Annotated in this window: 14 protein-coding genes; 9 read left to right on the top strand and 5 right to left on the bottom strand. The window is 62.3% G+C overall.

Annotated features, from left to right (window positions below; all coding sequences use genetic code 11):
- Positions 1-45 precede the first annotated feature (45 nt).
- Genes ACLKMW_RS07415 through ACLKMW_RS07405 form a run of 3 tightly spaced genes read right to left on the bottom strand, consistent with a single transcriptional unit; the run spans position 46 to position 1,999 of the window.
- On the bottom strand, positions 46-951 hold the full coding sequence (locus tag ACLKMW_RS07415; RefSeq protein ID WP_415723767.1) for a hypothetical protein: 906 nt from the start codon (positions 949-951) through the stop codon (positions 46-48).
- Positions 948-1,346, bottom strand: a complete 399-nt coding sequence (locus ACLKMW_RS07410) for a phage holin family protein (protein ID WP_415723766.1) — start codon at positions 1,344-1,346, stop codon at positions 948-950. The genes ACLKMW_RS07415 and ACLKMW_RS07410 overlap by 4 nt, the downstream gene beginning before the upstream one ends.
- On the bottom strand, positions 1,343-1,999 hold the full coding sequence (locus ACLKMW_RS07405; RefSeq protein WP_415723765.1) for a hypothetical protein: 657 nt from the start codon (positions 1,997-1,999) through the stop codon (positions 1,343-1,345). The genes ACLKMW_RS07410 and ACLKMW_RS07405 overlap by 4 nt, the downstream gene beginning before the upstream one ends.
- 229 nt (positions 2,000-2,228) lie before the next feature.
- On the opposite strand from ACLKMW_RS07405, the gene ACLKMW_RS07400 reads away from it, so the two are divergent.
- The 3 genes from ACLKMW_RS07400 (at position 2,229) to ACLKMW_RS07390 (ending at position 4,135) form a co-directional block, all read left to right on the top strand.
- A complete protein-coding gene (locus ACLKMW_RS07400; protein ID WP_415723764.1) occupies positions 2,229-3,182 on the top strand; it encodes a YihY/virulence factor BrkB family protein in 954 nt (317 codons plus the stop codon).
- 62 nt (positions 3,183-3,244) lie between these two features.
- Positions 3,245-3,598 carry a hypothetical protein gene (locus ACLKMW_RS07395; protein WP_415723763.1) on the top strand — a complete coding sequence of 118 codons (354 nt, stop codon included), beginning with the start codon at positions 3,245-3,247 and terminating at the stop codon, positions 3,596-3,598.
- A 36-nt stretch (positions 3,599-3,634) separates the two neighbouring features.
- Positions 3,635-4,135 (top strand): hypothetical protein, encoded by a 501-nt coding sequence (locus tag ACLKMW_RS07390; protein WP_415723762.1) that lies wholly within the window; start codon positions 3,635-3,637, stop codon positions 4,133-4,135.
- Here ACLKMW_RS07390 and gcvA read toward each other — a convergent pair.
- On the bottom strand, positions 4,132-5,049 hold the full coding sequence (gene gcvA / locus ACLKMW_RS07385; protein ID WP_415723761.1) for a transcriptional regulator GcvA: 918 nt from the start codon (positions 5,047-5,049) through the stop codon (positions 4,132-4,134). The two genes, ACLKMW_RS07390 and gcvA, sit on opposite strands and share 4 nt — an antisense overlap.
- Positions 5,050-5,144: 95 nt before the next feature.
- Here gcvA and ACLKMW_RS07380 point away from each other — a divergent pair, with 95 nt between their 5' ends.
- From ACLKMW_RS07380 to ACLKMW_RS07365, 4 genes are all read left to right on the top strand, one after another.
- Positions 5,145-6,344, top strand: a complete 1,200-nt coding sequence (locus tag ACLKMW_RS07380) for an aromatic ring-hydroxylating oxygenase subunit alpha (protein WP_415723760.1) — start codon at positions 5,145-5,147, stop codon at positions 6,342-6,344.
- 78 nt (positions 6,345-6,422) lie between these two features.
- The gene (locus ACLKMW_RS07375; RefSeq protein WP_415723759.1) at positions 6,423-8,846 is read left to right on the top strand and encodes a GcvT family protein; all 2,424 of its coding nucleotides are present in this window, start codon (positions 6,423-6,425) and stop codon (positions 8,844-8,846) included.
- 74 nt (positions 8,847-8,920) lie between these two features.
- Positions 8,921-9,715: a DeoR/GlpR family DNA-binding transcription regulator gene (locus ACLKMW_RS07370; RefSeq protein WP_415723758.1), complete on the top strand. Its 795-nt coding sequence runs from the start codon at positions 8,921-8,923 to the stop codon at positions 9,713-9,715.
- 77 nt (positions 9,716-9,792) lie between these two features.
- Positions 9,793-12,252 (top strand): GcvT family protein, encoded by a 2,460-nt coding sequence (locus tag ACLKMW_RS07365; protein ID WP_415723757.1) that lies wholly within the window; start codon positions 9,793-9,795, stop codon positions 12,250-12,252.
- Positions 12,253-12,257: 5 nt separating this feature from the next.
- On the opposite strand, the gene ACLKMW_RS07360 is transcribed toward ACLKMW_RS07365, so the two are convergent.
- Positions 12,258-13,127: a LysR substrate-binding domain-containing protein gene (locus ACLKMW_RS07360; RefSeq protein WP_415723756.1), complete on the bottom strand. Its 870-nt coding sequence runs from the start codon at positions 13,125-13,127 to the stop codon at positions 12,258-12,260.
- Between the two features lie 149 nt (positions 13,128-13,276).
- Here ACLKMW_RS07360 and ACLKMW_RS07355 point away from each other — a divergent pair, with 149 nt between their 5' ends.
- Positions 13,277-14,947, top strand: a complete 1,671-nt coding sequence (locus ACLKMW_RS07355) for a Na/Pi cotransporter family protein (RefSeq protein WP_415723755.1) — start codon at positions 13,277-13,279, stop codon at positions 14,945-14,947.
- Positions 14,948-15,060: 113 nt separating this feature from the next.
- A complete protein-coding gene (locus ACLKMW_RS07350; protein WP_415723754.1) occupies positions 15,061-16,263 on the top strand; it encodes a 2-aminoethylphosphonate--pyruvate transaminase in 1,203 nt (400 codons plus the stop codon).
- The last annotated feature ends 22 nt before the right edge of the window (positions 16,264-16,285 follow it).

The following is a 16,285-nucleotide window of genomic DNA, read 5'->3' as shown; positions in this document are numbered from 1 at the left end:
AGGCCGGCTCGCCTTGCAGGCTGATCTCACTGTCTCGGGCAGAGGCTATGTGTTTTCTGGCCGCCTTGGTTGCGCGCCCATCCGTTCGCGAACGGCTTCCTCCGTACGGGCTGCTGCCGACTTTGCAACTTCGCTGACCTGCTCGACCATGGAGGTGTCGCCACCGCCGCGCAGGCCCTGCCGGTCGGCTTCCTCCTTGATCGTGCTGTAGGCTTCGGCGGCAACATCCTTTGCGCCTTCGATACCCTGTTGAAGCAGGTCACCGGCGGCATCGCGCGCCTTGTCGCGATAACGGCCCATCTGCTCGTCCTCGACGGCGGTTCGGGGCAGCATCGCCCCGATGGCGGTGCCCACCGCAAGCCCCAGTGCTGCGACCAGCAGCGGCTCGCGCTCGAACAAATCCTCAGCCCTATGCCGCGCCCGTGCAGCCATGCCAGCAGCGCTGGCGCCATAGTCGCTGGCAGTGCCGCTCAGCCGCCGCCCTGCGCCCGTGGCACTCGTTTTGACGGCTTCGGCGGCACTACCCGCCGCCGATGTCACTGCTTCGGCCGCACCCGACAATGTGCTGGCGATGGAGCCACCCGAGCTCCGTGTGCCGTCGCCGGAGCCCCATTCACTGCCCGCAGTGCCGAAATCCGACGCGCTCCCATCCGTTGTCCGGCTCATGCGGCGCATGTCCATGGAATCGGAACTTCTGGCCGAAGCGCCTTCTCCAAACATGAGCCACGCCAATCCGGCTCCGACCAGCGTCAGGGGAAGCGGATTGTCGCGGATCTGCGCCTTCAGGTTTGAAACGGCGGTGGATGTCTCGCCACCGGTGAACAGGCCGGTGAACTCGTCGATCAACTGACCTGGCGTCATTTTGCTTCTGATGGACTCGGCCGTGTCTGCGACCCTGGCGCGCGCGATTTCAGCTTCGCGTTCGATTTCGGCTGCGGGTTTGTCGCTCATTTCAATTGATCCTTAACCACGCGTACATCTTGCTTAAGTTGGCTTTGGGTACGGTCGGGCGTAAGCTCGGCTGGGTCCATGCTTGCAGTGCCCGTGCGCAAAAGGATGACGCCCAATATCGCCACGACCACTCCGACGAGCAGCGACGACCAGCCGGCCCCGAGCCCGGCTTCGGCGAGCGCAATGACCAGCGCCTGCAGAAGCACCATCAGAGCGGCCAGCAGGCATATTGCGCCGCCCAACACCTGAATGGCGCCCGCACCGACTTTGCCAAGCTTTTCCGAAATTTCCGCCCGCAGCAGCCTTCCTTCCGTCTGCAGCAGAGTGGTGACCTGCTGGGCGAGATCACCAATAAGCGTGGTCAGGCCGCGGCTGTCCTGATGGGTCTCGTTCATGGGGTAGACTCCACATTTCTATTGGGGCCTTGGTCGCTCGGTTTGCTTGGTTGACGCGTGTCGCGGTTGGATAGATTGGCTTGCGCGACCACATCCGACGAGATTGGCCCTGTGGGGGACATGCTGCCCATGCCGGTGCCGGTACCGCCTGCGCCAGGGCGGGAGGCCTCACCGGTGGAGGTGTTCGACGTTGAGCTCTTGAGGAAGCGGCCAAGCGCCAGCCCCGCCAGAACCGAGCCGGCGATGAGCGCCCCAGAGTTCTCGCGGCCGAAGGCCCTGATCTCTCTCAGCACATCTTCGAAGGGCCTGTTCTTCAATGAAGAGGAAAGCCGCTCCAGTCCGCCGGCGGCATTGGAAGCGAGCTTCGAGACGGTGGGCTGGTCGTTTTTAGCGAGGTGCTCGCCGGCCGCGCGCAATGCTCCCCCCAACGCCGTCAGATTGGCACCGATACTCCGTTGCGCTCCCTCGGCCTGTTGAAAAAGCGCATCCTTGGCCTCCGATGCATATTCACCGGCCTTGGCGGTGATTTCATCCCTGGCCTCATGCAGGGCCTCGGTGGCGGAACGCTTTTCCTGCTCCAGCTTGTCAGCGAATTCGTGTTTAGCAGCCGCGAAATCGGATTTCGGGCGATCCTTGTCGGCCTCACCTTGCATGTCGTTCTCCTAACCAATCCCGAGGAAAGACAGGATCGCAAGCACGACGACGACAAGGCCGATGAGGTATATGACGCTGTTCATGGCGCGATCTCCTTTCCGATTCGAACCGGTTCGCGGCATCCCGGTTCCATTTCGACGAAGATTTTTTTGGGAAGGGCCCGGAAACCTAAGGGCTGCGGGAGAGTTCGGTACGCATCCGGCTGGCAGATGTGACCGAGGACCAAGGATGACTGACGATCGTGGACGGGACGCCGATTGGCCCTCGGAGCTGCCGAAGTTGGCCTGGAAGGATATTCTGTGGCGCGTGTGGTCGGAAGTGAACGACGACCGCGTCATGCTGGTGGCCGGAGGTGTGACTTTCTATCTGCTGCTTGCGCTCTTTCCTGCCTTGGCCGCCTTCGTCTCGCTCTATGGCTTCGTGGCCGACCCCAAGACGATTGCCGACCATATATCCTATCTCGGCGGCCTGCTCCCCGCTGCAGGCATCGACATAATCAAGACGCAGCTCGGCTCCTTGTTGGCCGAAGGCGACCGCGCGCTCGGCATCGGATTTCTCGTTGGTCTGGGCGTCGCTCTATGGAGCGCCAATAATGGGATCAAGGCGCTGTTTGACGCGATGAATATTGCCTATGAGGAGACCGAGAAGCGGAGCTTCCTAATGCTGAACCTGTCTTCGGCAGCGTTTACGCTGGGGGCTCTGTTGATAGGCATTCTTCTTCTGCTTGCGGTCGGCGTTGTCCCCGCCATGCTCGCTTTGCTCAATCTGGAGCGCTGGGCACAGGCCCTCATTGCCATCGGGCGCTGGCCGGTGCTGCTCGGAGCGGTCTGGTTCGGCATATCGCTGATCTACAGATTCGGGCCAAGCAGGAGAAGTGCCAAGTGGCGCTGGCTGAACTGGGGCGCGGTGACGGCAACGGTGGTCTGGATGGCTGCCTCGGCAGGGTTCTCATTCTATCTGCAGAATTTTGCCGACTACAATGCCACTTACGGCTCGCTTGGCGCGGTCATCGGCTTGATGATGTGGACGTGGATTTCCGTAATCATCCTGATCGTCGGCGCCGAGCTCAATGCGGAAATGGAGCATCAGACTGCGCAGGACTCAACCGTCGGCCGACCAAAACCCATGGGAGAACGCGGAGCAGTGGTTGCCGACACCATCGGGAAGTCGGCCGAGGAATAAACTTGGCGGAACGAAACGGCATTCGTTCCATTTATCCTACTTCCCAAAGTGAGAAGCGAACAATGGCAAACCAATCGGAAGATAGTTCACCCAAGCGCCGCGACTCGACGGTATCTGCCAGGTCATCCGCTGTTACTTCCGGAACTGTGGAACAGCAGATTGAGGAACTCAGGAGCCAGATCGCGAACATTACCGCGGAGTTGGCAAAAAGCGGTTCCGAAATGTATCAGGCCGGAACCGAGCAGGCGAAATCGGCGGCAAGTGCGGCTACGCGGCAGGCGCAGGCGGTAACCGACGTCATTCGCGAAAACCCCGGCACTGCGGCGACAGTGCTTACGACAACGGCACTCCTTGGCGTGATGGTGGGGTTTATCCTGGGACAGACGTCATCTAATCACCATCGTTACTGGCGATAGCCATACGCGTCCTTTTTTGAACCGAGGGAAGCAACGATGAGAGCGCTCGCACCAAGTTTAGTGGCTATGGTATTGTCCATCGGCGTCGCGCATGCTGACGAAGCCACTTTCCTGGAATCGCTCGAGGGCGATTGGAAGGGCAGCGGCACCGTGAAGGTTCGCACCGATTCGTCTCCCGTCAAGGTCTCATGCGTGTTCAACTCCGACACGACGGCGAGTGCGTTGTCGCTGGATGGGAGATGCACAGGGCTGCTGATCTTTTCGCGGGCTATCGGCGCCGATCTTCAGGCGGATGGAACAAGGTACAGCGGCTCCTATGTCGGCGCAGGCACTGGCACCGCCGGATTGACGGGCAGCCGCGCGGGGTCGGCGATCAATCTCGATATTCAGTGGGCCAAGCAGGTCAATGGCGACCATTCCGCTCAGCTGACGATCGAGAAACTGGGCGAGGCCGCCATGCGCCTGACCACGACCGACACCGACCCAAAAAGCGGCAAGAAAGTCATGACCAGCCGGATCGATCTGCGGCGGTCCTAGCCACGGACGCTCTCTGCTGCGGCTTTCGCTGCGTGGACCGCGTCCAGAAGCCAATCCCTGAAAGCGCGCACCTTCCGCGCGGAGGCGTTTTGCGGCGAGGCGAGGAACCAGTAGGCGCCAGAACTTTGCAGCCTCTGTGGGAATGGCGCCACGAGTAGCCCTGCGGCCAGCTCCCGCTCGATCAGTGCCGAGCGGCCGAGCACGACGCCCTTGCCCTCGACCGCGGCCCGGATCGCCATGATCGACTGGTCGAAGGATGCACCCTCGGACGTGTCGATGCCGGTAACGCCGGCAAGAGCCAGCCACATGTCCCAATCTTCAGCGTAGCCCGGCACATGTAAAAGATCACGGGCCTTCAGGTCGCGCGGCGACAAAAGGTCGGCGGCGAGACCGGGCGCGCATACGGGAAAAACCTCTTCCCGCATCAACTGGACAGCCTCAAGCTTTGGCCAGTCGCCCCACCCGTAGCGAATCTCGGCGTCAGCCTTGGTGCCGCCATGGTCTATCCCCTGGCCAAGCGCGGTCAGCCGGAGATCGATAGCTGGATGCGACGCACGAAAGAGATCGAGCCGCGGTGCGATCCATTGGCTTGCGAATGAAGTCGCCACATGGATGACCAGCATTTCGCGGCCACCGCTGCCGGTAAGTTTCGCCGTCGCCTCCTCGATCAGTGCAAATGCGCTGCCGAGATCTTCGGCGTAGCGCCTGCCCGCGGCGCTCAGCACCACGCCATTGGCATGGCGACTGAACAGGTTTTTCGACAAGCGCAGTTCCAGGGCGCGGATGTGCTGGCTGACAGCCGACGGCGTCACGTTCAACTCGGCGGCCGCGGCGGCAAAGCTGCCGAGGCGCGCGGCGGATTCGAATGCCCGAAGCCAGTTCAGGGGAGCACGGGTAACGGCCATGATTACCATTAGTTTTTCTTGTGCTTGCCCCAAGATATTCATGTTTGCCGGGTCGGACAAGAACAATTCCAATACACCGATAGACGCCCTCTGGAGACGCTGTAATGAACGTCCATTGGCTCAAGGATTACCGCCCCGGATATGGCTTGCCGCGGGAGTTCTACACCAGCGACGAGATTTTCGAAGCCGAGCAAGAGAAGATCTTTCGCAACAACTGGTTCTTCGCCGGGCACTCGGTCGAGCTTCCCAGGACTGGCCATTATGCAACGCTCAATGTCGGCGGCGCTCCGGTGGTGATGGTGCGTGATAGTGCCGGCAAGCTGCACGCCCATCATAATGTCTGTCGCCATCGCGGCTCGATCATTTGCACCGAGGAGAAAGGCAAGGCCACGCGGCTGGTTTGCCCATATCATTCCTGGGCTTATGCGCATGACGGCGCGCTGATCGGCGCACCGATGATGGGCGAGAACTTCGACAAGAGTGCCCATGGGCTGAAGCACGTACATGTCGAGGAATTTGACGGCCTGATCTTCGTCAATCTTTCCGATAAGCCGTCGCCCTTCAGCGAGTTGCGTGACCATCTTTCGCCCATCCTGAAATCGCAGGGCATGGCGCGCGCCAGGATCGCGCTGATCCGCGACTACCACCTCGATGTGAACTGGAAGATCGTCGTCGAGAACAATCGCGAATGCTACCACTGCCAGGTCAATCATCACGGCTATGTCTCGGTGCAATACGACACCGAAAACGACAACCCGGATCTGGCTGACGAAATCGCCCGGCGGCTCGCCGACTGTTCAATCCGCTGGGATAAGGCGGGGCTCGACGTCACCCGGGTCAACACCTCTTCCAACAACACCGCGGAGTGGTTCCGCGCCAATCGCACGCCGGTACGCAAGGGCATGGTCACGGAAAGTCCGGACGGCCAACTCGTCTGCAAGGTGCTGATGGCGGGTTTCACCGACCCCGACATGGGCACGGCGCGAGCCAACACCAACATCAATTTCTGGTGCCATGCCAATTCCGACTATGCCCATACGGTGCGCATCACACCGGTGTCGCCGAGCAAAACCATCGTCCGCGGCTACTGGCTCGTCGACGAGAATGCGGTCGAGGGCCAGGACTATGATCCCGAAAAACTCGCGGCCTTCCACGATAAGGTCATGTCCGAAGACTGGGAAATCTGCCGTCGCCAATGGATCGGCGTCACCTCGCCCGGCTTCGAGCCCGGGCCTTATTCGCCGCTCAAGGAGCAGAATGTCGACCGCTACGTGCGCTGGTATGTGCGCCAGATGAGCGCCTGACGTCGGTGCAACGCGCGCCGGCGGCACAGCTTCCCACAATTCAATTCCCGCCTTGGCGGGCAGGCCGGAAAGGCGAACATGTCCAGCAAAGTTCCCTCACATTCCCGCATCGTCATCGTTGGCGGCGGCGCGCTCGGCGCCAGCATCGCCTACCACCTCGTCAAGGCGGGCGAGCGCGATGTGCTGCTTCTCGAAAAGAACGCGCTGACCGCCGGCTCCACCTGGCATGCGGCCGGCCTGATGGGGCAACTGCGCAGCAAGGTGAATTTGACGCGGTTGATGCAGTACAGCGCCGAACTCTGCGCGAGGATCGGTGCCGAAACCGGCCAGGACGTCGGCTGGAAAAACGTCGGCAGCCTGCGGCTTGCCGCCTCCGACGCCCGGTGGGAGGAGTTGAAGCGTGCCGCTACGGCCGCCAGAAGCTATGGCTTCGGCATGGAACTGGTTGGTCCCGAGGAGGTCAAGCGCCTGTTTCCGCTTGTCGACACGAAAGATTTGCGCGGCGCGACCTGGATCGCGTCCGATGGTCATGTCGACCCCTACTCGCTGACCCATGCCTACGCAAAGGGTGCCCGGACCGGCGGCGCGCGCATTATCGAAGGCGTGACCGTCACCGGGTTCTCGATCAAGCATCGCCGTATCCACGGCGTAAAGACGACCGAAGGAGAGATCGGCTGCGAGATCGTCGTCAATGCGGCAGGGCTGTGGGCGCGTCAGGTGGGCGAGTTGGCGGGTGTCGAACTGCCGGTCACCGTGGTCGAGCATGAATACTTCGTCACCGAAAAATCGCCGCTGGTGCCCGACGACCTGCCCACACTGCGCGATCCGGACGCAAATTTCTACGTCAAGCCGGAGCCGGGTGCCATGGCGATCGGCGGATGGGAAAAGGAGACGCGCGCCGCTTATGGGTTAGGCAAACTGCCGATGAGCTTCGGCCAGGAGCTTTTCGCGGACGATCTGGAGCGTATTTCCGAGGTGATCGAGGGCGCGTCGAGCCGCATTCCCGTACTGAGCGAACTCGGCGTTCGCTCTGTCGTCAACGGCCCGATTCCGATTTCCGCCGACGGCGAGCCGGTGATGGGACTTGCCGGCGACCTCGACAATTTCTTTGTCGCCTGCGGCTTCACCTCGGGCATCGCCGCCTCCGGCGGCGCCGGCCGCGCCATGGCCAACTGGATCGTCGAGGGCGATCCGGGCATGGATTTGTGGGCCTTCGATCTGCGCCGCTTCGGCCAGCCTCACACCGGCCTTGCCTATCTGCGCGACAGCGCCATCGAGGCCTACTCGAAATATTACGCCGTCGCCTGGCCGGAAGAGGAGCGGTCGGCCTGCCGTCCGCTGCGCCGCTCGGCGCTCTATCAGACGCTCACCGCGCAAGGCGCCGTGCACGGCGTCAAGTTCGGCTGGGAACGGCCCAATTATTTTCTCAAGCACGGCGAAGAGAAGCCGCCGCTTGAAACCTTCGAGCGTGCGCCCTATGCCGAGGTGATCGGCCGCGAGCACCGCGCCGTGCGCGAGGGCGTGGCGTTGATCGACCAGTCTTCCTTCTCGAAATTCGAGGTGTCGGGCCCGGGAGCTCTCGCCTATCTGCAATGGCTGGCTGCGGCCAATGTCGAGCGCGCCCCAGGTGCCGTGATCTACACGCAGTTGCTCAACAGGCGCGGCGGCATCGAGGCCGATCTCACCATCATGCGGCCGCGCGAGGACGTGTTCTACATCGTCACCGGCTCGGGTTTCGGAACCCGCGACGGTGGCTGGATACGTGCGCACATGCCCCGCGACGGGTCCGTAGCCATGCAGGAGGTGACCAGCGCGCGTGGCGTCATCAATCTTTGCGGCCCGCTTGCACGCAAGGTTCTTGAGAGGGTCAGCGAAGACGATGTCGGCAACGACGCTTTCCCTTACATGACCTGCCGTCAAATACGCATCGGCTGGGCACCGGTCCTGGCGGCGCGCGTTACCTATGTCGGCGAACTCGGCTGGGAACTGCATATTCCGACGGAATACGTGTCCTATGTCTATGATACGCTGCGCGCAGCCGGCGACGAGTTCGGTATCGCCGACGTGGGCTATAGGGCGATATCGAGCCTGCGCATGGAAAAGCGCTATCTTTACTGGGGCGCCGACATCACCCCCGATGACACGCCGCTCGAGGCCGGGCTTGGATTTGCGGTGTCGATCAAGAAAGGCGATTTCCAGGGACGCGATGCGCTGATTGAACAAAAAGAAAGCGGCATTCGCCGCAAGCTCGCCTGCTTCCGGCTTGATGAGCCATTGCCGGTCTATGGCGGCGAGGCGATGCTGGTGGCAGACCGCACCGTCGGCATGACCACCAGCGGCGACTACGGCCACACTGCCGGCGCGTCACTGGTGTTCGGCTATCTCGCCGGGGACGACATGAAGCTCAAGGAGATCGAAGTGGAAGCTTTCGGCCGCCGCAGTCGCGCATTTCTCGTCGAGGGCTGCGTCTACGATCCGGCCGGAACACGCGTCCGGGTCTGAGAGTCCTTACCTGCGTCGATCGCCACATAACGCCACATGCTTGCAACATCGGCGACATCCCGCCACAGTAAAGCATGTCCGAGTCACACAGCCATACGACGCGAGCACTCGCGCCGCGCCGCCACGACGAGATCCTGAAGCGCATAGCCGTTGAGGGCTCCGTCAGCATCACCGAGCTTGCCGGATTTTTCGCCGTCTCGCGCGAAACGATACGGCGTGACCTGAAGCTTCTCGCTGACCAGGGCCGGCTGGACCTCGTCCATGGCGGTGCCAGGCGTTTCGAGACCAGCGAGCCGGTCATGAGCGAGCGCAGCAAGGAAAATGCGCCGGGGAAGGCCGCCATCGGCAGGGCCGCGGCCGACCTCGTCGATGACGGCATGGTGGTCTTCCTGGATTCGGGCACGACCACGCTGGCGCTCGCCCACGCGCTCGGCGCGCGCCAGAACCTCACGATCTGCACGGCAAGCCTGGCGATTGCGCTTCATATGTGCCACTTGCCGAATGTCCGGGTTCACATGTTCGGCGGCGAGATCGACCCCGGCGAAGAGGCTGCGGTTGGCATAGACGCGCTCGAGGCGATCAGCCGGTTTCGCGTCGATGTCGCCTTTCTGGGCGGCGGCGCGCTCTCGCCCGATGGCGAGGTGACGGACTTCACACGTGCCGGCGCCGAGCAACGCTCGCGCATGGTCGCCGCAGCCCACAAGGCTTATTTCGTGCTGGACAAGACCAAATTTGGAAAGCTGACGCCGCTGCGAATTCCTCGCTTCGAACTGGCCGCCGGTATCATCGTGGATGCACGCCCCCCGGCTTCGATCGTCGAAGCCCTCGCCAAAAGAGGGCCGCAACTGATCGTGGCGCATGGAATGTGATATTTTGTTGCATTTTATGTTGATTTTTGGGCTGCTGAGGGTATGTTGACCCATCTGCAACCGAAATCGGCTTCGTCATGGCAAATGTTTTCCCGACTCAAGCGCGCGTCGTCATCGTCGGCGGCGGCATCATCGGCTGCTCGGTCGCGTATCATCTGACCAGGCTTGGCTGCCGCGATGTGGTATTGCTCGAGCAGGGACAGCTCAGCGGCGGCACGACCTGGCATGCGGCCGGTCTTGTCGGCCAGTTGCGCAGCCATGCCAACATGACAGGGCTGATCAAATATTCGACGCAGCTCTATGCGGAGCTCGAAGCCAAAACCGGCCTTGCAACCGGATGGAAGAATTGCGGATCGCTGGCGGTCGCGCGAACCGCCGACCGCATGACGGTGCTGAAGCGCACCGCCGCGTCGGCGCGCGCGCAGGGGGTGGAGGTCGAGCTCATTTCGCCCCGGCAGGCGGCCGAGCTGTGGCCGGTGATGGCGACCGACGATCTGGTCGGCGCCGTCTGGCTGCCCGGTGACGGCAAGGCCAACCCGACCGACCTGACCCAGTCGCTTGCCAAGGGCGCGCGCAACGGCGGCGCCAGGATTATTGAGCGCGTGAGAGTGACCGGCATCAAGGTCAAGGACGGTGCGGCCTGCGGCGTCGAGACCGATCACGGCGACATCGCCGCCGAAATCGTCGTCAACTGCGCCGGCCAGTGGGCGCGCAAGGTTGGGCTGATGTGCGGCGTCTCCGTGCCGCTGCATTCGGCCGAGCACATGTATATCGTCACCGGCAGGATCGAAGGCGTTCATCCCGATCTGCCGGTTCTGCGCGATCCCGACGGTTTCATCTATTTCAAGGAGGAAGTCGGCGGCCTCGTCATGGGCGGCTTCGAGCCGCATGCAAAGCCGTGGGGCATGAACGGCATTCCGGACAATTTCGAGTTCGCGCTGCTTGAGGACGATTGGGAGCAGTTCGAAATATTGATGGAAAACGCTCTGATCCGCGTGCCGCAACTGGAGCAGGCGGAGGTCAGGAAATTCTACAATGGTCCCGAAAGCTTCACGCCCGACAACAATTTCATCCTGGGAGAAGCGCCGGAACTGAAAAATTTCTATGTCGGCGCCGGCTTCAACTCGATGGGCATCGCCAGCGCCGGCGGCGCTGGACGAGCGCTGGCCGAATGGATCGTCAACGGCACGCCGACCATGGATCTGTGGCCGGTGGATATTCGCCGTTTTGCCGCATTCAACAACAATCCGCGCTGGCTGCACGACCGCGTCAAGGAAACGCTCGGTCTGCACTATGCAATGCCTTGGCCGAACCGCGAACTGGATACGGCGCGGCCGTTCCGCCGCTCGCCGCTCTATGACCGGCTGGCCGCCAAGGGTGCCTGCTTCGGCTCGAAAATGGGCTGGGAACGCGCCAACTGGTTTGCAGCTGCGGGCGAAGCACCGCACACCGACTATTCATTCGGCCGGCAGAACTGGCACGAGGCGGTGCGGCGCGAGATGAGGGCGACACGCGAGAACGTCGCGGTTTTCGATCAGACGTCATTTGCCAAGTTTCTTGTCCAGGGCCGCGATGCTTGCGCGGTGCTGAACCGGCTTTGCGCCGCCAATATAGACGTGGCGCCGGGCACCTCCGTCTATACGGGCATGCTCAATGAGCGCGGCGGCTATGAAAGCGACCTGACCGTGATGCGGCTGTCGGCGCAAAAATTTCTGATCGTCACCGGATCGGCGCAGGCGGTGCACGATGCCGACTGGATTGCCAGAAACACGCCTGCCGCCGCCCATGCCGTCCTCACCGACGTCACCTCGTCCTATGCGGTGCTGGCGCTGATGGGGCCGAAGGCGCGCGACCTTCTGGGCAAGATCACTTCGGCCGACCTGTCCAATGCCGGATTCCCCTTCGCCAGCATCCGGGAGATCGACATCGGCAGTGCCACGGCCTTCGCCAACCGCATGACCTATGTCGGCGAGCTTGGGTGGGAGCTGATCGTGCCGACCGAATTCGCGGTCGGCGTCTATGAGATGCTGCACGAGGCAGGCGCCGAATTCGGTCTTGCGGATGCGGGTTACTATGCGCTCGATGCGCTGCGGATCGAAAAGGGCTATCGCGCCTGGAGCCGCGAACTGACCCCCGACATCAATCCGTTCGAGGCGGGTCTCGGCTTTGCGGTTTCTCTCGACAAGCCGGGCGGTTTCATCGGCCGTGAGGCACTGGTGAAGGCCAGCAGCGCAACCCAGCGGCGCCGCATCGTCCAGTTCATCGTCGATGATGCCGAGCCGATGCTATGGGGCGGCGAACTCATCTTGCGCGACGGCAAGCCGGTGGGTGACGTGCGCTCCGCCGCCTATGGCCACACCCTCGGCCGCTCGGTAGCACTGGGCTTGGTCGAGGCACCGCAAAGAGTCGATAAGGATTTTCTTGCCGGCGCACGCTTCGAGATCGATCTTGCCGGGACGCGCTATGCCGCGACACCGCACCTGCGCAGTCCCTACGACCCGAAATCGGAACGGGTGAAGGCTGACGCAGCGTCTTGATTAGACTAGCCGGCAGACATCGACTTGGCGATATCGAGAAAGGCGCGGACAAGCTTGCCGCCACTGCGCTCGCGCAGGCAGATCAGGGCCTCGTCCATCAGCATTTCCGGCCCGTCGATCGGAATCGACACAAGCCTGGAATCCTGGCCGAATTCGGCGGCTGAAACGAAGCCCAGCCCAGCACCGGAGGCCACGATCTCGCGCACGGCCTCCCGGCCCTCGGCCTCGATTGCCGGCTTCAGTTCGATCTTCGACATCGCCGCCAGATCTTCCAGCTTCTGGCGCGTTTTCGAGCCGCGCTCGCGCATGACCAGCGATTGGCCGGCAAGTTCGTCGAGCGTCAGCGACTTCGCCGCCGCTAGCGGATGGTCGACCGAAACGAAGGCGACGATCGGCGTCGAGTTGAGCTTCAACATCTCGAAATCGCGCCCGGTCGGCACTTCGCCCAGTACGCCGATATCGGCATCGTAGCTGTAAAGGCTGCTGATCACGGTTTCGGTGTTTCCCGCCCGAACCGAAACCCTGATGCCGGGATACTTCTGGCGGAAGATGCCTAAAATATGCAGCAGGTGGTGGGCTGCGTCGGCGACGATGCGCAGCGTGCCGGAGCGCAGCGCTCGCGATTCGGTCAGCAGTTCCAACGCCTGCTGCTCGGTGTCGAACATGCGGCGTGTGATCTCCAGCAGCTTCTGGCCGGATTGCGTCAGCGTCACCTGCTTCTTGTTGCGATTGAACAGGAGGACGTCATATTCCTCTTCCAGTTTGCGCACCTGATCGGAAATGGCCGGCTGCGTCAGGAAGAGCACCTCGGCGGCGCGGGAGAACCCGCCGGAAACCGCGACGTGATGGAAGGCTCGAAGCTGCACGTAGCGCATGGAAAGCTCCCCAGATAGACCTCAGCCTAGCATCATAAAATAGTCCGATACAAATATTAAAACTAACGATTTGATTTATGAATGAAGCGCGTCCAGCCTTGAACGGGCCCGATGTTTGACGACCCGTTCTTCAGGCATGGAGGCTGTATATGCATTTTTCCTTGATCCTGCTTCATATCGGCGGCGCCACCATGCTGCTCTTATGGGCTGTCTCCATGGTGCGTACCGCTGTCGAGCAGGCGCATGGAGCGGCCTTGCGCCACTCGCTGCGGCACGCAAAGGGCGGGCGGGTCAGGGCCGCGGGCGCGGGGGCGCTGCTCGCCATCGTGCTGCAAAGCTCGACCGCGGTTGCCATTCTCGCGGCAGGTTTCGCGGCAAGCGGCATCCTCGGCGTTTCGACGGGCCTGGCGATCCTGCTCGGCGCCGACCTGGGCTCAGCGCTGGTGGTTCAGGCCTTGTCATTCGACTTGAGCTGGCTGGTGCCGGTGCTGCTGCTGGTCGGCGGCGCCATGGCTGTGAAGTTCGAAACCGCCGGCATCAAGCAGACCGGGCGCATCCTGATGGGAATAGCGTTTGTGTTGCTGTCGCTGCGGATGATCGGCGAGGCGACAGCGCCGCTGCGGCAAAGCGAATTCCTGCCGCTTGCCATCTCATATCTGCGCCAGGACTTCGTTACCGCCTTTGTCGCGGCGGCAGTGTTTACCTGGCTGATCCATTCGAGCGTGGCGGCGATCCTGCTGCTCATGACGCTGGCCACCCAGGGCCTGCTGCCGATAGAGGTCGGGCTTTCCTTCGTCCTCGGCGCCAATCTCGGCAGCGGGCTGATTGCCGTCTGGCTGACGCGCGGTCAGGCTGAAGATGGACGCCGCATCCCGCTCGGCAATCTGTTGTTCAGGTCGGTGGCGGCAATCGCGGCTCTCCTCGCCTTCCAGATATTTCCCTTTCCGGCCCATCTTTTCGGGGCGACCGAAGCCCGCCAGCTCGTCAACCTCCATCTCGCCTTCAATCTCGCGCTCTTGGTCTTGTGTCTGCCTTTCGCCGGGCGAGCCGAATGGTTGCTGGGCAAACTCATCGCCGACAAGCCGACGCCGGCGGGCGAAGCCGCCAATCTCCTGTCGCGGCGCGTCAGCGCGCTTGACCGCTCGGTCATTCAAACGCCCGGCCTGGCGCTGGCCAGCGCTACACGCGAGCTGCTGCGGATGGGCGAGGTCGTCGAGATCATGCTGCGCCCGGTCATGCAGTTGATGGAAACCGGCACGGCCGAGCAGATCCGCGCGACGCAAAAACTGGACGAGGAGGTCAACCGAGCGCATAGGGACATCAAGCTCTACATTGCAGAGGTCAACCGGGGGTCGATGAGCACAGCCGAGGCGAAGCGCGGCATCGACCTTACCGATTTTGCCATCAATCTGGAGCGTGCCGGCGACATCGTTGCGAAAAACCTGCTCGTGCTGGCGCTGGAAAAACGCGATCAGAAATTGCGGTTCTCCCAGGAAGGATGGAGCGAACTCACCGATCTTCATGATCGTGTCATGACCAACATGCAGCTTGCGCTGAACGTCCTGGTGTCGGGGAATCTGGAGTCGGCGCGGCAGCTTGTCGGGGAAAAGGACCTGATGCGCAAACTCGAACGGGCGAGCCATGATCGGCATCTGAAGCGGCTGCAGTCCGGGCAGGTGCAGAGCATCGAAACCAGCGATCTGCACCTTGAGACCATGCGGGCACTCAAGGAAATCAATTCGCTCATGGCTGCCGTCGCCTATCCGCTGCTGAAGGAAAGCGGCGACCTGCTCGAAAGCCGGTTGGCCAAGGTCGCTTGATATATCGATCCTACCTATCGATCGATACAAAATAACGATTTTACAAATACATCCCGCTTCCGGAAAATGCTCTTCAAAGACACACAGGCAGCGACCAAGCGGAGGGTTCCAGAATGCTAGCCGAAACGAATTTCGCCGCTGCCGCGCCGTTTGACCCGCCCGCGCTCGGCGAACCCTATCTGCTGACGCCCGGCCCGTTGACCACATCCTATCCGGTCAAGCAGGCGATGCTGCGCGACTGGGGTTCGTGGGACGGCGATTTCCGCGCCATGACGGCGGAACTGCGCCGCCACCTCCTGTCGCTTATCGGCGATACCGGGAATGAATTCGACTGTGTTCCGATGCAGGGCAGCGGCACGTTCTCGGTAGAGGCGCTGCTCGGCAGCTTCCTGCCGCGCGACGGCAAGGTGCTGGTTCTGATAAACGGCGCCTACGGCCAGCGCATCGCCCAAACCCTCGATTATCTCGGTCGCGCTTATGCCACGATCGACAAGGGCGACTACATGCCGCCGCGCGGGGCCGAGGTGGCGGCCGCCCTCGACGCCGATCCCGCGATTACCCATGTCGTGGTGGTGCACTGCGAAACCAGTTCCGGCATACTCAATCCCGTCGCCGAGATTTCGGAGGCCGTCTACGGCCGGGGCCGCAAGCTCCTGATCGACTCGATGAGCGCCTTCGGCGCCATCCCGCTTGCGGTCGACGAGATCCGCTACGAGGCGATGGTGTCGTCGGCCAACAAGTGCATCGAAGGCGTGCCCGGCTTCGGCTTCATCATCGCCCGCAAGAGCGAGCTCGAGGCGGCCAAGGGGCGCAGCCACTCGCTCAGCCTCGACGTGCATGCCCAGTGGGCGCACATGAACAAGACGGGCCAGTGGCGCTACACTCCGCCGACGCATGTGGTCGCCGCCTTCCTCGAGGCGTTGCGCCAGCACGAGGCCGAAGGCGGCGTCGCCGGCCGGGGTGCGCGCTACACACGCAACCGCGACGTGATGGTCGATGGCATGCGTGCGCTCGGTTTCGAGACGCTGCTGAAGGATCGCTGGCTGTCGCCGATCATCGTCACCTTCTTCAATCCGGCGCATCCGAATTTCGCGTTCGACCGCTTCTATGAGATGATGAAGCAAAAGGGCTTCATCATTTATCCGGGCAAGCTTACCGTGGTCGACAGTTTTCGTGTCGGCTGCATCGGCCGCATGGACGAGCACGTCATGCGCCGCGTCGTCGAGGCAGCCGCCGCCTCGCTCAAGGAAATGAACGTCGATACCGCCGCTCCTCCTCCCGCGGCAATCGCCGAGCGCGCCAAGCTTGCCGCCTGAACGGCAGTACACTCAAAAGGAA

The sequence above is a fragment of the Borborobacter xinjiangensis genome (assembly GCF_047739745.1).
GTDB lineage: Bacteria > Pseudomonadota > Alphaproteobacteria > Rhizobiales > Rhizobiaceae > Pseudaminobacter.
This window is presented reverse-complemented; position numbering and strand designations above follow the sequence as displayed.

What these genes read in the sequence shown, in the direction of transcription:
- ACLKMW_RS07360 (WP_415723756.1), bottom strand. Translation starts at nt 13,127, where the DNA reads ATGCGCTACGTGCAGCTTCGAGCCTTCCATCACGTCGCGGTTTCCGGC.
- ACLKMW_RS07410 (WP_415723766.1), bottom strand. Translation starts at nt 1,346, where the DNA reads ATGAACGAGACCCATCAGGACAGCCGCGGCCTGACCACGCTTATTGGT.
- ACLKMW_RS07355 (WP_415723755.1), top strand. Translation starts at nt 13,277, where the DNA reads ATGCATTTTTCCTTGATCCTGCTTCATATCGGCGGCGCCACCATGCTG.
- ACLKMW_RS07350 (WP_415723754.1), top strand. Translation starts at nt 15,061, where the DNA reads ATGCTAGCCGAAACGAATTTCGCCGCTGCCGCGCCGTTTGACCCGCCC.
- ACLKMW_RS07395 (WP_415723763.1), top strand. Translation starts at nt 3,245, where the DNA reads ATGGCAAACCAATCGGAAGATAGTTCACCCAAGCGCCGCGACTCGACG.
- ACLKMW_RS07415 (WP_415723767.1), bottom strand. Translation starts at nt 951, where the DNA reads ATGAGCGACAAACCCGCAGCCGAAATCGAACGCGAAGCTGAAATCGCG.
- ACLKMW_RS07390 (WP_415723762.1), top strand. Translation starts at nt 3,635, where the DNA reads ATGAGAGCGCTCGCACCAAGTTTAGTGGCTATGGTATTGTCCATCGGC.
- ACLKMW_RS07380 (WP_415723760.1), top strand. Translation starts at nt 5,145, where the DNA reads ATGAACGTCCATTGGCTCAAGGATTACCGCCCCGGATATGGCTTGCCG.
- ACLKMW_RS07400 (WP_415723764.1), top strand. Translation starts at nt 2,229, where the DNA reads ATGACTGACGATCGTGGACGGGACGCCGATTGGCCCTCGGAGCTGCCG.
- gcvA (WP_415723761.1), bottom strand. Translation starts at nt 5,049, where the DNA reads ATGGTAATCATGGCCGTTACCCGTGCTCCCCTGAACTGGCTTCGGGCA.
- ACLKMW_RS07375 (WP_415723759.1), top strand. Translation starts at nt 6,423, where the DNA reads ATGTCCAGCAAAGTTCCCTCACATTCCCGCATCGTCATCGTTGGCGGC.
- ACLKMW_RS07405 (WP_415723765.1), bottom strand. Translation starts at nt 1,999, where the DNA reads ATGCAAGGTGAGGCCGACAAGGATCGCCCGAAATCCGATTTCGCGGCT.
- ACLKMW_RS07370 (WP_415723758.1), top strand. Translation starts at nt 8,921, where the DNA reads ATGTCCGAGTCACACAGCCATACGACGCGAGCACTCGCGCCGCGCCGC.
- ACLKMW_RS07365 (WP_415723757.1), top strand. Translation starts at nt 9,793, where the DNA reads ATGGCAAATGTTTTCCCGACTCAAGCGCGCGTCGTCATCGTCGGCGGC.